The 14,486-nt window shown below is 70.5% G+C and carries 10 protein-coding genes; 6 read left to right on the forward strand and 4 right to left on the reverse strand.

What is annotated here, in order from left to right; genetic code table 11:
• Positions 1-53 precede the first annotated feature (53 nt).
• The 4 genes from PGH47_RS31150 to eccCa all read right to left on the reverse strand — a co-directional run bounded on the left by PGH47_RS31150 (position 54) and on the right by eccCa (position 7,015).
• Positions 54-1,991 (reverse strand): ATP-binding protein, encoded by a 1,938-nt coding sequence (locus PGH47_RS31150; RefSeq protein ID WP_271666134.1) that lies wholly within the window; start codon positions 1,989-1,991, stop codon positions 54-56.
• Between the two features lie 111 nt (positions 1,992-2,102).
• The gene (locus tag PGH47_RS31155; protein ID WP_271666135.1) at positions 2,103-2,420 is read right to left on the reverse strand and encodes a DUF397 domain-containing protein; all 318 of its coding nucleotides are present in this window, start codon (positions 2,418-2,420) and stop codon (positions 2,103-2,105) included.
• A gap of 85 nt (positions 2,421-2,505) precedes the next feature.
• Positions 2,506-2,889 (reverse strand): hypothetical protein, encoded by a 384-nt coding sequence (locus PGH47_RS31160; RefSeq protein ID WP_063767554.1) that lies wholly within the window; start codon positions 2,887-2,889, stop codon positions 2,506-2,508.
• Between the two features lie 181 nt (positions 2,890-3,070).
• Positions 3,071-7,015, reverse strand: a complete 3,945-nt coding sequence (eccCa, locus tag PGH47_RS31165; protein ID WP_271666136.1) for a type VII secretion protein EccCa — start codon at positions 7,013-7,015, stop codon at positions 3,071-3,073.
• A gap of 274 nt (positions 7,016-7,289) precedes the next feature.
• On the opposite strand from eccCa, the gene eccD reads away from it, so the two are divergent.
• The 6 genes from eccD (at position 7,290) to PGH47_RS31195 (ending at position 14,407) form a co-directional block, all read left to right on the forward strand.
• Positions 7,290-8,747 carry a type VII secretion integral membrane protein EccD gene (eccD, locus tag PGH47_RS31170; RefSeq protein WP_271666137.1) on the forward strand — a complete coding sequence of 486 codons (1,458 nt, stop codon included), beginning with the start codon at positions 7,290-7,292 and terminating at the stop codon, positions 8,745-8,747.
• Positions 8,748-8,946: 199 nt separating this feature from the next.
• Positions 8,947-9,234, forward strand: a complete 288-nt coding sequence (gene rpsO, locus PGH47_RS31175) for a 30S ribosomal protein S15 (protein ID WP_020138875.1) — start codon at positions 8,947-8,949, stop codon at positions 9,232-9,234.
• A 335-nt stretch (positions 9,235-9,569) separates the two neighbouring features.
• Positions 9,570-11,798, forward strand: a complete 2,229-nt coding sequence (locus tag PGH47_RS31180; protein ID WP_271666138.1) for a polyribonucleotide nucleotidyltransferase — start codon at positions 9,570-9,572, stop codon at positions 11,796-11,798.
• Positions 11,795-13,174, forward strand: a complete 1,380-nt coding sequence (locus tag PGH47_RS31185) for a M16 family metallopeptidase (protein ID WP_107902169.1) — start codon at positions 11,795-11,797, stop codon at positions 13,172-13,174. Before PGH47_RS31180 ends, PGH47_RS31185 begins: the two co-directional genes overlap by 4 nt.
• Before the next feature lie 28 nt (positions 13,175-13,202).
• Positions 13,203-13,955: a 4-hydroxy-tetrahydrodipicolinate reductase gene (gene dapB / locus PGH47_RS31190; protein ID WP_125526527.1), complete on the forward strand. Its 753-nt coding sequence runs from the start codon at positions 13,203-13,205 to the stop codon at positions 13,953-13,955.
• A complete protein-coding gene (locus PGH47_RS31195) occupies positions 13,955-14,407 on the forward strand; it encodes a hypothetical protein (RefSeq protein ID WP_271666139.1) in 453 nt (150 codons plus the stop codon). The genes dapB and PGH47_RS31195 overlap by 1 nt, the downstream gene beginning before the upstream one ends.
• Positions 14,408-14,486: the final 79 nt, after the last annotated feature.

The raw sequence follows: 14,486 nt of genomic DNA on the forward strand, positions 1-14,486 counted from the left end.
GCGGGTCAGGTGGGGCGCCTGCGGCACGGTGTCCGTCCGGCCGTCGTACGCGTCTACGAGGCTATCCCCGGGTCCGCCGCGCGGATGCGGAGGGCCTTCGCCCCACGCTCGGTCGCGAGGAGCAGGATCCCGTCCGGGCTGAGGTCGGCGGCGGTGAAGGGCGTGTCCGAGATGAGCGCGGCCACGACCTCCTGGTCAGCCCTGGCCCAGACACGCAGGTAGTCGGCGCCCCGGCTCAGCCCCAGCGGGGCGGCGGCACGCTGCTCCTCGGAGGGACGGACGATCAGCGCCGGGTCGACGTCACCGAGGTCACCGGGTCGTACGAGGCCATGGACGAGCACCGCGGCACGGGACTCCTCCCCGGGCCCACCGACCGGCCGGGCCCCGGGCGTGCCCGCCGGGACCACCAGTACGGCCACCGGAGTCGCCGTACCGTCGAGGTGGGGCAGGCTGCCGACCGTGACGGCGCTGATGCCGGGCACGGGCAGGCTCCACAGCGTCCGCCAGGGCAGTTCGAGGCCGAGCCGCTGGTGGATCGCGTCGGCGTACTCGGGCAGGCCGTCCTCGACGAACGCCGTCTCCAGCAGCGCGGCGCGCAGCAGCGTGGGCGGCTGGGTGCGGGTCAGCACAGGAGCCGTACGCAGATACGTCCGGGCCGGAGCGCCCAGCTCCGCCGCCGGTACCGCCTCGACGGCCGCGCGCAGCGGCACCGGGTCGGCGTGCACGAACAGGCCGGGGTCCGTGAGGAGTTGGGGGAGCAGGCCGGCTTCCAGGGTGTGGCCGGCGATGTGGTCACGGACGTACGGGTCGGCCTTGCTCCAGTCCTGCTCGGGCACGGCCTCCAGCAGCGCCATCGCGACCTGGGTCTGAGCGGCGCGGACGCTGGGCAGACCGGCGCGGATCTCGTCCCCGACGGCCGGGTGCAGCAGCCCCAGCGACATGCGCGGGCCTTCCTCCGTGTCCGCCGCCTCCTCTTCCCTCGGCTGTACGAAGGGCCCCGCGAGGAGCATCCCGTCCGCGAGGGCCTGGCTCATGTCCCGCCCGGCGACCGCACTGACCAGCGTCGCCCACAGGCCGACCGGCATTCCGTCGGACTCGGCCAGGGCGAGCGGCGCCAGCAGGAGCCGGAGCGTCCGCGGGTCGGCGCCGAGCCGCCCGGCGTGCAGGTCCAGTGCCTCGCCCACGGAGGTCGGCAGATGCCTCTCGTCGGCCGGGTCGAAGCCCTCCGGAGCCATCAGGATGCCGTTGACGGCGAGCTGGACGACGAGCGGGCTCCCGGCCCTGCGTCCGATCGCCGCGCCCAGAGCGAGACGTACGGCGGGATCCACGGTGAACGGCAGCTCCGGTGCGCCGAACTCCGGGTTCAGCGCGGCCTGCGCGTGCAGCACCAGGCCCTCGGGGTCGGCCCACTCCGGCTCGTCGAGATCGATGACCCGCACGGTGCCGGACGGCAGCCCCGAGGTCAGCTCCGCGACCAGCGGACGCGGCACCTCGGCCAGCAGCCGGACCGTCCCGGTGGCGGCCAGCGGAGCCAGGACCTCCCGGACGACCCGGGCGGGCTCGCCGGTGGCCCGCACCGGGCCGGCGCGGTCGACATCCGGGACGACGACGGTCACCGGCTCGGCGAGCGCGGCCAGTTCGGCGAACACGTCCTCGGTGCTGCCGGCGCCGAGCTCGTAGTGGTCGGCGAGCAGCCAGAGCAGCTGTGCGGCGGTGAGCCCTTCGGCGGTCGGTACCGCGGGCGCGGGCAGGTCCGGCGGCACCGTCGACGGATCCATCTCGTCCAGCGGCAGCCGCTTGCGGTACTCCGGATCGCACAGCATCAGGAACCCGGTGAGCAGCCTCGTACGCCCGCTGCCCGAACCGCCGGTGAGCACCACCACGCGCGGAGCGCCGGGCGCGGACGCACGCCATGCGCTCAGCGCGCGCAGCGCGGCGTCGCGGCCGCCTATATGGGGGTGTGGTGCGTAGTCCTCGGTCGAGCCGGTCATGGGTCCCCGTCCTCCGCCGTCGCGGACGCGTTCGATACGACCCTGATCTTAGGCGTCGAGCAGGTCTGGCGGGCAGGTGGAGGACCCTGCCCGCTGCCGGACGGCGGCCGTCTACTCGGCCGTCACCCCACCACCCCGAGGCGACGCCTCCAGGTCGAACTCCCCGTCCCGTGCGCCGAGTACGAACGCCCGCCACTCCGCCTCGGTGTACCGCAGCACGGTGCCGGGGTCGAGGGAGGAACGCATGGCCACCGCGCCCTCGGGCAGGTACGCGATCTCGACGCGCTCCTCGTGCTGCTCGGTGCCGGGCGCGCAGGTCCACTCGACACCGGAGATGTCGAGGGCGTACAACTCGTCGCGCTCCCGCTCCTTGCGCGCCTTGATGTCCTCGGCCTGAGTCCCGACCTCGTTGTTGCTTGCCTCGGTCATGCCGCTGGGCCTCTTCCCTGACGTGCGAACGACGTACGGGTCTCACCCTACTGACGTCGGTCGCCCCGCACGTGCCCGTCGCGGATCAGAGGTCGTGCGGCCGCAACCTGGCGTGCGCGACCCCGGTCGGTACCTTGACCTGGCCGTCGTACTGGGCCGTGGTCTCCTTCCAGATGGCGTCCTGCTCGGCCTCGTTCAGCTCGTGGGCCACGCCCATCTTGGTGAAGGCGACGCCCATCCCGGCGAGACGTTCCGCGAGGCTGGCCATCGACTCGTACATGCCGTCGCGCAGGCCCTCGTAGACGACGCCGAACTTCTCGCCGATGTCGTCGTCGCCCCACGGCGGGGTGTCGCCCTTCTCGAGCGCGGTCAGCCCGGTCTGCAGGGCTGTCACGGCCTTGCCGAAGTCCAGGCCGACGTTGAACATGTGGAAGCCCTCGGTCTTGAGGACCTCGGGATCGGAATCCATGTAGTCCGACGGCACAACTGCCCCCCGTGGCTCGTCATTTCTGTCGCACCGCCACTTTAACCGGGGTGCCCGCGCGAGCCCCAGCCCCCACCGGCGACGGGGGAGGGGCGGCACCCCACGCGGGTACCGCCCCTCCGGTTCGACCGACCGTCCCTCAGGGCCGGTTCGGCAAGCCATCCCGTCAGAACCGGTTCGGCAGCCATCCCGTCTGGATCAGCTGGCCACCACGCCGGCGCGTGTGGAAGTACCCACGGCCGGGCGGCAGTTGGGTTCCCGTGATGTTGCCGAGCAGCTGGCCCTCGGACCGGTCGCCGGAGAGCACCACGCCCTGGGCGCCGAGCTCACGCATGCGCTGCATCACCGGCTCGTACAGCGAGCGGCTCGCACCGCCCGACGCACGGGCGATGATGACGCGCAGACCGATGTCACGGGCGAACGGCAGGTACTCGAGCAGCGGTGCCAGCGGGTTCACGCCGGTCGCCACCAGGTCGTAGTCGTCGACGATGACGAACGCGTCCGGGCTGCTGTACCAGCTGCGGTTGCGCAGCTGCTCGGGCGTGACGTCCGGGCCGGGCATCCGGCGGTGCATCGAGCCGGCCAGGCCCTCCAGCGTCTCCGTGAGCGCGGGCGCCGAGGCGCAGTACCGCGACAGGTGCGAGTCGGGCACGCCTTCCAGGTGGGCACGCCGGTAGTCACCCATGACGATCTTCGCCTGGTCCGGCGTGTAGCGCTCGGTGATCTGCTTGACGAGCAGTCGCAGGATCGCGGACTTACCGGACTCGCTCTCACCGAACACGATGAAGAGCGGGTCGGTCTCGAAGTCGACGAAGACCGGCGAGAGCGACGACTCGTCGATACCGACGGCGACACCGCGCTCCGGGTGCTCGAAGCCCTTGGGCAGCCGGTCCACCGGCAGCATCGTGGGCAGCAGTCGCACGGCCGGCGCGTGGTTGCCCTGCCAGTTCTCGTTGATGCCGCCGATGAGGATCGACGTCGCCTCGGACAGGTCCTCCGTCGCCGAGGAGCCGTCGACACGCGGCAGCGCCGTCATGAAGTGCAGCTTCTCCTGCGTCAGACCACGGCCCGGCACGGTCGCGGGGACGTTCTGCGCGACCTTGCGGTCGATCTCCGACTCCGTCGGGTCACCGAGCCTGAGCTCGATGCGGTTCTGGAGCATGTCCTTGAGCGCCGGCCGCACCTCGGTGTAGCGGCTCGCCGTCAGGATCACGTGCACACCGAAGCCGAGACCGCGGGTCGCGATCTCCGTGACGGTCGCCTCCAGCATCTCGTAGTCGGTCTTGAACGTGGCCCAGCCGTCGATGACGAGGAAGACGTCACCCCACACCTGGTCCGGCAGCTGGCCCGCAGCCCGGCGCTGCCGGTAGGTCGTGACCGAGTCGACGTTGTGCTCGCGGAAGTACTCCTCACGAGCGTTGAGGATGCCCTCGACCTCACTGACGGTACGGCGCACCTTCTCGGCGTCGAGACGGTTCGCGACACCGCCGACGTGCGCCAGCTCCTCCATCGAGATCAGCGAGCCACCACCGAAGTCCAGGCAGTAGAACTGCACTTCGGACGGCGTGTGGGTGAGCGCGAACGACGAGATGAGCGTACGCAGCAGCGTCGACTTGCCGGACTGCGGACCACCGACGAACAGACCGTGGCCCGCACCGCCCGCGAAGTCCCGGTAGAGCACGTCACGCCGCTGCTCGAACGGCTTGTCGACCAGACCGACCGGCACATTGAGCCGGCCGAGCGCGGTGTAGTCGGGCGCGGTCAGACCGCGCTCCGGGGTGACGGCGAGCTGCGGGAGCATCTGCTCCAGCGACGGCGCCTCCTCCAGCGGGGGCAGCCACACCTGGTGCGCCGGCGGACCCTGGTTGATCATGCGACTGACGAGCACGTCCAGGACGGTGTCCGCGAGCGCGTCGTCCACCCGGTTGTCGGGCTCCGGCTCCTCGATCACCGGCTGCGGCGGCAGCTCCACGTGCTCCGCCGAGAACAGCGCGGGCCGCAGCTGCGTCGAGCGGTGCACCCGGGACGGGCCCTCGCCGTGGTACGCCCCCGACACGTACGCCGCCTTGAAGCGGACCATGGTGTCGGTGTCGTAGCGCAGATAACCGGAACCGGGGATCGACGGCAGGTGGTAGGCGTCCGGGACACCGATGGCCGTACGGGACTCGGCTGCGGAGAAGGTCCGCAGACCGATGCGGTACGACAGGTAGGTGTCCAGACCGCGCAGCTTGCCCTCCTCCAGGCGCTGCGAGGCCAGCAGCAGGTGCACACCCAGCGAACGGCCGATACGGCCGATCTGGATGAACATGTCGATGAAGTCCGGCTTGGCCGTGAGGAGTTCGGAGAACTCGTCGAGCACGATCACCAGCGACGCCATCGGCTCCAGCGCGGCACCCGCCGCCCGGGCCTTCTCGTAGTCGTGCAGGTTGGCGTAGTTGCCGGCCGAGCGCAGCAGCTCCTGGCGGCGCTGCGTCTCACCCATGATCGAGTCACGCATGCGGTCGACGAGGGTGAGGTCGTCGGCGAGGTTGGTGATCACGGCCGCGGTGTGCGGCATGTCCGCCATACCGGCGAAGGTCGCACCACCCTTGAAGTCCGCGAGGATGAAGTTCAGCGTCTCCGAGGAGTGCGTCACCGCGAGACCGAGCACGAGCGTACGCAGCACCTCGGACTTGCCGGAACCGGTGGCGCCGACGCACAGACCGTGCGGGCCCATGCCCTCCTGCGAGGCCTCCTTGAGGTCCAGCATGACCGGCTCGCCGTTCTCGCCGACACCGATCGGCACCCGCAGCCGCTCGTGCAGCGTGCGCGGCCGCCAGGTGCGGGAGACGTCGACCGTGCCCGCGTCGCCGATGCCCATCAGGTCCGTGAAGTCCAGGTTGGACAGCAGCGGTTCGCCCTCCTCCGCGGAACCGACCCGGAAGGGGGCCAGCTGCCGCGCGAGGGACTCGGCCTGCGCCTGGTTGAGGACATCGGGCCTGCCGGTGTACGCCGACTCGTGGCCGACGAACAGCCGCATCCGGTCCGGCTTCGCGTAGACCGTCAGACCCGCGCGCAGCTCCTCCTCCAGCGGACCGGGCGAGATCTCCAGGAACGTCACGCCCTGGAGGCCCTCGCTGCTGGCGAGTTCGGAGTCCGGCGGCACGGTGCCGCCGTCGAGCACCACGATCAGGTGCGGCTGGTCGTAGACCGGGTTGGCCTCACGGTTCCAGCGGGGCCGGTCGCCCAGCTGGTCCGCAAGCGCCTCCTCCAGCTCCCCGAGATCGTCGAAGAGGAGCCGGGACGAGCCCGCCCCGTCCTTGGCCTTCGGGTGCTGGCTGTGCGGCAGCCACTTGATCCAGTCCCAGTCCGCCGCCGCGGAGGGGTGCGCCACCACCGCGATCATCATGTCCTCGGGCGAGTGCAGCGTCGCCAGCTGCGACAGGCTCGCGCGCGCGTTGCCGTAGACCGTGTCCGACTCGCCGCAGATCGTCACGTGGTAGAAGGCACGCAGCGAGATGGCGACCGGCAGGTCGGACAGGCTGCCGTGCGCGTCGAGGAACGCCTTCATGGCCGCCGCGGTCAGCGGCTCCAACTCCTCCTTGGGAGCCGTCTCCGGTGCGACGAGCGGGGTGTTGAGCTGCTGCACACCGCGCCCGATCCGCACGGAGGCGAAGTCCGCGTCCGTCGGCCGCCGCTCCCACAGCCGCTTGCCGTCGGCGGCCACGGCCCACAGCTGCTCCGGGTCGGGGTGCTGGAAGAGCTGGCTCTGCCGCTGGAGTTCCGCGGTCTTGTGCACGTCCTTGCGGACCTGCTCCAGGTAGCGGAAGTAGTCACGCCGGTCCTGGGCCATCCCCGCGCCGCCGCCCTGCCGGGACTTGGCGAACTGGGCGATGGCCATGGCCAGCGTCGAGGCCAGCATCAGCCCGCCGACCACCCTCATATAGGAGGGCAGGTTGGGCATGAAGAAGAAACCGACCGAACCCAGCATGCCCATCATGGGCAGCAGGTTCATGAGCATGCTCTCGTCGCCCTCGCGAGGGATCTCGGGGGGCGTCTCCAGTTTGACCTCGCCGTCCGGGACGGCCGGTGGCACTATCCGCGGTGGCCGCTTGATGATGACGACGCTCACCGATGCACTCATCCTTCGCGATTGATACGTACGTCTTGGCACCGACGCCCCCGTGTACCGCGACGTGATTCTTCGTTCGCGTAGGCGTCGTTCGCGTAGAGGTCGATCCTACTGATGCGCCGGGTGCCCGAGGGAGGGAGGCGGATGGAGATGCGGCGCAGGTCCTGGGAGGAATGCGGGAGGCAGGTCCTGTCGCGGGGGTGCCAGCGGATAGGGTGGCGACCCGCGCCGTAGGAGCGGTGCGAAGAGCCTTGTCTAGCAGGGGGAACACCAGGTGAGCACGGGGACTTCGACAGGTTTCTGCCGAATCACCATCGCAGCGCCGGACAGTCGCGTCGATGTGGCGCTGCCGGAGGACCTGCCGGTCCAGGACCTCTTTCCCGAGATCGTCAGACTCTCGGGCCTGGTCCAGTCGGACACCAGTCCCGCCGGTTACCACCTCGTGACCCGCGAGGGCCAAGTACTCGACGCGAGCCGCTCGTTGCTGGAGCACCGGGTCAGGGACGGCGAGGTGCTGCTGCTGCGCACCTTCGCCGACTCGCTGCCGCCGGCCGTGCACGACGACGTCGTCGACGCCATCGCCGCCGCGGTCAAGCAGGACACCCGCAGCTGGAACGACAACCTGATGCGAGTGGCCGGCCTCGTCGCCGGTTCGCTCCTGCTGGTCATGCTCGGCTTCGTCTTCTGGTTCGCGGACCCGGTACGGCACGACATGCACGGCCTCCAGGGCATCCTGGCCGGCGTGACCGCGCTCGCCCTGACGGCACTGGCCGGCGTACGGGCCCGGGTGTACGACGACCGCGGCTCCGCCGTCGCGCTCGGGATCTCGGCGCTGCCGCACGCGCTCATCGCGGGCTCCGGCGCCATTCCCCAGGACGCGGGCGAGGGCCCCGGCAGGATCCAGTTCCTCGTCGGCTGTGTCGCCGTACTGCTCCTCTCCGTCGTACTGATCATGCTGCTGCCGCAGGGCGACGCCCCCTTCGTCGCCGCCGCGCTGGCCTCCGCGATCGGCACGCTCGCCGTGTTCTGCGGGGTGCTCACCGAGGCGGAGCCGCGGGAGATCGCCGCCGGCACCTCGGTCGTCGCGCTGGCGGTCGTCGGCTTCCTGCCCGGCTGGTCGTCCCGGTTCGCCAAGCTGCCGATCGGCTTCCGCAACCCGGAGGAGCTGGCCCGCGCGCGCCGCGACGGCCAGGAGGGCGACCTCGAGGCCGTCGACGTCCAGCGCATCGTCGCCCAGACCAGCCGCGGCCACGAGCTGCTGCTCGGCCTCGTCGGCGGCTGCGCCGCGGTGATCATCGGCGCCGGCGGCGCGGTGCTCGGCTTCAGCGACAACGGCTGGGCCCAGCTGCTCGCTCTGTGCACCGGCCTCGCCGCGATGCTGCGGGCCCGCCTGTTCCGTTACACCGCGCAGGTCACCTGCCTCTTCGTGGCCGGCGTCGTCACGCTCGCCCTGCTGGTCCTCGGCCTCGCGATCTCGCCGCCGGCCGGCATCATCATCGATCTGCTCCAGGGCGACTCCGGCCCGGTCAACGTACGCACCCTGTGGCTCGGCGCCTCCGTCGGCGTCGGCGTGCTGCTGCTGATCGCGATCGCGCTGATCGTGCCCCAGAAGGGCCTGTCCCCCTTCTGGGGCCGCATGCTGGACCTCGCCGACTCGCTGGTCCTGCTCTCCCTCATCCCGATCTGCCTGGCCGTCCTCGACGTCTACGGCAAGGTCCGCGGCGGCATCTGAACCCCGGCGGTGCCCCGGGGCACCGCCGGTCAGGAGCGTGCCCGCATGCTGGTACGCTGTGTGACGGCCGTTTGTGTACGCGCCCCCGGTTCACCTGGGGGAAGCGCCCAGCGGATCCCCGCCTCCCGAGTCACGGAAGCCCCCCTGAGAAGCAGACCAGGGGCACTCGGTGGCAACAGAAGACTCACGAGGAGTACGCGTGTCGCTCGACGCCGCTACGAAGAAGCAGATCATCACCGAGTTCGGTACCAAGGAGGGCGACACCGGCTCCCCCGAGGTCCAGGTCGCGATGCTCTCGCGCCGTATCTCGGACCTGACCGAGCACCTCAAGACGCACAAGCACGACCACCACTCCCGTCGTGGTCTGCTGATCCTGGTCGGTCAGCGTCGCCGCCTTCTCCAGTACCTGGCGAAGAAGGACATCCAGCGCTTCCGTACGCTGGTCGACCGCCTCGGCATCCGCCGCGGTGCGGCGGGCGCCAAGTAAGACGCCACGAGGGGAGCGGTTCCCGGACGATCGGGAGCCGCTCCCTTTGCCGTACGTACGGAAAGTCAACCGTACGTGCGGAAACATGCGGAGTGTCACACACGCTTTGTAGTGTGGTAGCACAACGCAGTACGGACGACACAGCACGACGAGTACGAACAGAGGAGAAGCGCGCCTAGCCGCCGCCGGTCCTCGGTAGTGGCCCCCGGGGGAGCGAGCCCCGGGTGCTTCGATCGAAGACCGGCCCGCACCGCACGGAGCGCTTCTCCGCCACCGTCCCCCTGCCACACGGGCAGCGACGGGACAAAAGACGACAAGTAACGGAGAAAACGCTAGTGGAGAACGAGACCCACTACGCCGAGGCCGTCATCGACAACGGCTCCTTCGGCACCCGCACCATCCGCTTCGAGACGGGCCGCCTGGCCAAGCAGGCCGCCGGCTCCGCCGTGGCGTACCTGGACGACGACACCATGGTGCTGTCGGCCACCACCGCCTCCAAGAACCCCAAGGACCAGCTCGACTTCTTCCCCCTGACGGTGGACGTCGAGGAGCGGATGTACGCCGCCGGCAAGATCCCCGGCAGCTTCTTCCGCCGTGAGGGCCGCCCCTCCGAGGACGCCATCCTCACCTGCCGCCTCATCGACCGCCCGCTGCGCCCGTCCTTCAAGAAGGGCCTGCGCAACGAGATCCAGGTCGTCGCCACGATCATGGCGCTCAACCCCGACCACCTGTACGACGTCGTGGCGATCAACGCCGCGTCCGCGTCGACGCAGCTGGCCGGTCTGCCCTTCTCCGGCCCGATCGGCGGCGTCCGCGTCGCGCTGATCCGCGGCCAGTGGGTCGCCTTCCCGACGCACACCGAGCTCGAGGACGCCGTCTTCGACATGGTCGTCGCGGGTCGCACCCTGGAGGACGGCGACGTCGCGATCATGATGGTCGAGGCCGAGGCCACCGAGGGCACCATCAAGCTGGTCCAGGGTGGCGCCGAGGCCCCGACCGAGGAGGTCGTCGCCGCCGGTCTGGACGCCGCGAAGCCCTTCATCAAGGTGCTCTGCAAGGCCCAGGCCGACCTCGCCGCGAAGGCCGCCAAGCCGACCGGCGAGTTCCCGATCTTCCTGGACTACCAGGACGACGTCCTCGAGGCCCTGACGGCCGCCGTCAAGCCGGAGCTCGCCTCCGCGCTGACCATCGCCGGCAAGCAGGAGCGCGAGTCCGAGCTGGACCGCGTCAAGGCGCTCGCCGCCGAGAAGCTCCTGCCGGAGTTCGAGGGCCGCGAGAAGGAGATCTCCGCCGCGTACCGCTCCCTGACCAAGCAGCTCGTCCGCGAGCGCGTGATCAAGGAGAAGAAGCGCATCGACGGCCGTGGCGTGACGGACATCCGTACGCTCGCCGCCGAGGTCGAGGCCATCCCGCGCGTGCACGGTTCCGCCGTGTTCGAGCGTGGCGAGACCCAGATCCTGGGCGTCACCACCCTGAACATGCTCCGCATGGAGCAGCAGCTGGACACGCTGTCGCCGGTGACGCGCAAGCGCTACATGCACAACTACAACTTCCCGCCGTACTCCACCGGCGAGACCGGCCGCGTCGGCTCCCCGAAGCGCCGCGAGATCGGCCACGGCGCCCTCGCCGAGCGCGCCCTGGTCCCGGTCCTGCCGACGCGCGAGGAGTTCCCCTACGCGATCCGCCAGGTCTCCGAGGCGCTGAGCTCCAACGGCTCGACGTCCATGGGCTCGGTCTGCGCCTCCACGATGTCGCTGCTGAACGCCGGTGTGCCGCTGAAGGCCCCCGTCGCCGGTATCGCCATGGGCCTGATCTCCCAGGACATCGAGGGCGAGACCCACTACGTCACCCTCACCGACATCCTCGGTGCGGAGGACGCCTTCGGCGACATGGACTTCAAGGTCGCCGGCACCAAGGAGTTCGTGACCGCCCTCCAGCTCGACACCAAGCTGGACGGCATCCCGGCCTCCGTCCTGGCCGCGGCCCTCAAGCAGGCCCGTGACGCCCGCCTCCACATCCTCGACGTGATGATGGAAGCGATCGACACGCCGGACGAGATGTCCCCGAACGCGCCGCGGATCATCACCGTGAAGATCCCGGTCGACAAGATCGGTGAGGTCATCGGCCCCAAGGGCAAGATGATCAACCAGATCCAGGAGGACACCGGCGCCGAGATCACGATCGAGGACGACGGCACCATCTACATCGGTGCCGCCGACGGCCCGGCCGCCGAGGCCGCCCGCACCACGATCAACGGCATCGCCAACCCGACCATGCCGGAGGTCGGCGAGCGCTACCTGGGCACGGTCGTCAAGACGACCACCTTCGGAGCGTTCGTGTCGCTGCTCCCGGGCAAGGACGGTCTGCTGCACATCTCGCAGATCCGCAAGCTCGCCGGCGGCAAGCGCGTGGAGAACGTCGAGGACGTCCTCGGCGTGGGCCAGAAGGTCCAGGTCGAGATCGCCGAGATCGACTCCCGCGGCAAGCTCTCCCTCGTCCCCGTGATCGAGGGCGAGGACGGGGCCGACGCCTCCGAGGACAAGAAGGACGACTCCGACAAGTGACGTCGAGTAGCTCCACGACGACGGCCCGCACCTCCTCGGAGGCGCGGGCCGTCGCCCGTACCCAAACCCTGATCAAGGGCGAGAACGGCATCGGCACCGTCCGCAAGACCACCCTCCCGGGCGGCCTGCGCATCGTCACCGAGACCCTGCCCTCGGTCCGCTCCGCGACCTTCGGCATCTGGGCGCACGTCGGCTCCCGCGACGAGACGCCGGCCCTGAACGGCGCCACGCACTACCTGGAGCACCTGCTCTTCAAGGGCACCACCCGCAGGTCCGCCCTGGACATCTCCGCCGCCATCGACGCCGTCGGCGGCGAGATGAACGCGTTCACGGCGAAGGAGTACACCTGCTACTACGCGCGTGTGCTCGACACCGACCTGCCGCTCGCCATCGACGTCGTCTGCGACATGCTGACCGGCTCGCTCATCCTCGAGGACGACGTCAACGTCGAGCGGGGCGCGATCCTCGAAGAGATCGCCATGACCGAGGACGACCCGGGCGACTGCGTGCACGACCTGTTCGCGCACACCATGTTCGGCGACAACCCCCTCGGCCGCCCGGTCCTCGGCACCGTCGACACGGTCAACGCCCTCACCGCCGACCGCATCCGCCGCTTCTACAAGAAGCACTACGACCCGACGCACCTGGTCGTGGCGGCCGCCGGCAACATCGACCACAACAAGGTCGTACGACAGGTCCGCGCGGCCTTCGAGAAGGCGGGCGCCTTCAAGAACGGCGACGCGGCCCCGATCGCGGCGCGGGGCGGCAGCCGCGCCCTGCGCACCGCGGGCCGCGTCGAGCTCCTCGGCCGCAAGACGGAGCAGGCCCACGTCGTCCTCGGCATGCCGGGACTGGCCCGCACGGACGACCGCCGCTGGGCGCTGGGTGTGCTGAACACGGCCCTGGGCGGCGGCATGTCGTCCCGCCTCTTCCAGGAGGTCCGCGAGAAGCGCGGCCTGGCCTACAGCGTCTACTCGTACACCTCGGGCTTCGCCGACTGCGGCCTGTTCGGCGTGTACGCGGGCTGCCGGCCCTCCCAGGTCCACGACGTGCTGAAGATCTGCCGCGACGAACTCGACCATGTCGCCGAACACGGCCTGTCCGACGACGAGATCGACCGTGCCATCGGCCAGCTCCGCGGCTCCACCGTCCTCGGCCTGGAGGACACCGGTGCGCTCATGAACCGCATCGGCAAGAGTGAGCTGTGCTGGGGCGAGCAGATGTCCGTCGACGACATGCTGACCCGGATCGCGGCGGTGACCCCGGACGACGTCCGCTCGGTCGCCCGCGACATCCTGGGCCGGCGGCCCTCGCTGTCGGTCATCGGCCCGCTGAAGGACAAGCAGGCGTCCCGGCTGAACGACGCCGTGGCCTGACAACCCTCTGCTGAAGGAAGCACAAGAGATGAGCAAGCTGCGCGTGGCGGTCCTCGGCGCCAAGGGCCGGATCGGCTCCGAGGCGGTACGGGCGGTCGAGGCCGCCGAGGACATGGAGCTGGTCGCCGCCCTCGGCCGGGGCGACAAGCTGGAGTCCCTCGCGGAGACGGGCGCCCAGGTGGCCGTCGAACTGACCACGCCCGACTCGGTCATGGCCAACCTCGACTACTGCGTGAACCACGGCATCCACGCGGTCGTCGGCACCACGGGCTGGACCGACGAGCGCCTCGCGCAGCTGAACGGCTGGCTGGCCGCCTCCCCGGAGACCGGCGTGCTCATCGCGCCGAACTTCTCCATCGGCGCCGTGCTGAACATGAAGTTCGCGCAGATCGCCGCGCCCTACTTCGAGTCGGTCGAGGTCGTCGAACTGCACCACCCGAAGAAGGTCGACGCCCCGAGCGGTACGGCCACGCGCACGGCCCAGCTCATCGCCGAGGCCCGCCGGGCCGCCGGCACCGCCCCGGCGCCGGACGCCACGGAGACCGCCCTGGACGGTGCCCGTGGCGCGGACGTCGACGGCGTCCCCGTCCACTCCGTCCGGCTGCGCGGCCTGCTGGCCCACCAGGAGGTCCTCCTCGGCGGCGAGGGCGAGACCCTCACCATCCGCCACGACTCCCTCCACCACAGCAGCTTCATGCCGGGCATCCTGCTCGGCGCCCGCCGCGTGGTGACCACTCCGGGCCTCACCTTCGGCCTGGAACACTTCCTGGACCTGGGCTGATGCGCGCAAAGCTGTCCTACGCCATAACGGCCGCCGTCCTGGTCGTCTACTTCGTCCTGGTCGGCAGCCGTGGCGTGATGCTCATCCAGTCCGGCACGGTCCTCACCGTCACCTTCGGTGTGGCCGTGCTGATCCTGCCGGTCATCGGCCTGTGGTTCCTGTGGAAGAACACCCAGTTCGTCCGCCGGGCCAACGCACTGGCCGCCCAGCTCGACGCCGAGGGCGGCCTGCCCGTCGACGAGCTGAAGCGCACGCCCGGCGGGCGCATCGACCGCGACTCGGCCGACGAGGTCTTCGCCAGGCGCAAGGCCGAGACAGAGGAGGCGCCGGACGACTGGCGCAGCTGGTTCCGCCTCGCGGTCGCCTACCACGACGCCCGGGACACCCCGCGCGCCCGCAAGGCGATGCAGCGCGCGATCGCCCTGCACGACGGCAGGACCATCGAGGTCTGACCGGCCGAACCGTTTGACTCGGCCGTATGCCGAAGGGGCCGGTCCGCAGCTGCGGACCGGCCCCTTCGCGTGCTTCGCG

The organism is Streptomyces sp. HUAS 31, assembly GCF_028198125.1.
Lineage (GTDB): Bacteria > Actinomycetota > Actinomycetes > Streptomycetales > Streptomycetaceae > Streptomyces > Streptomyces chartreusis.

Bases quoted from the DNA above. Each gene is read 5' to 3' on its own strand.
- PGH47_RS31155 (WP_271666135.1), bottom strand. From the start codon at position 2,420: ATGACCGAGGCAAGCAACAACGAGGTCGGGACTCAGGCCGAGGACATC.
- PGH47_RS31160 (WP_063767554.1), bottom strand. From the start codon at position 2,889: ATGGATTCCGATCCCGAGGTCCTCAAGACCGAGGGCTTCCACATGTTC.
- dapB (WP_125526527.1), top strand. From the start codon at position 13,203: ATGAGCAAGCTGCGCGTGGCGGTCCTCGGCGCCAAGGGCCGGATCGGC.
- PGH47_RS31150 (WP_271666134.1), bottom strand. From the start codon at position 1,991: ATGACCGGCTCGACCGAGGACTACGCACCACACCCCCATATAGGCGGC.
- PGH47_RS31195 (WP_271666139.1), top strand. From the start codon at position 13,955: ATGCGCGCAAAGCTGTCCTACGCCATAACGGCCGCCGTCCTGGTCGTC.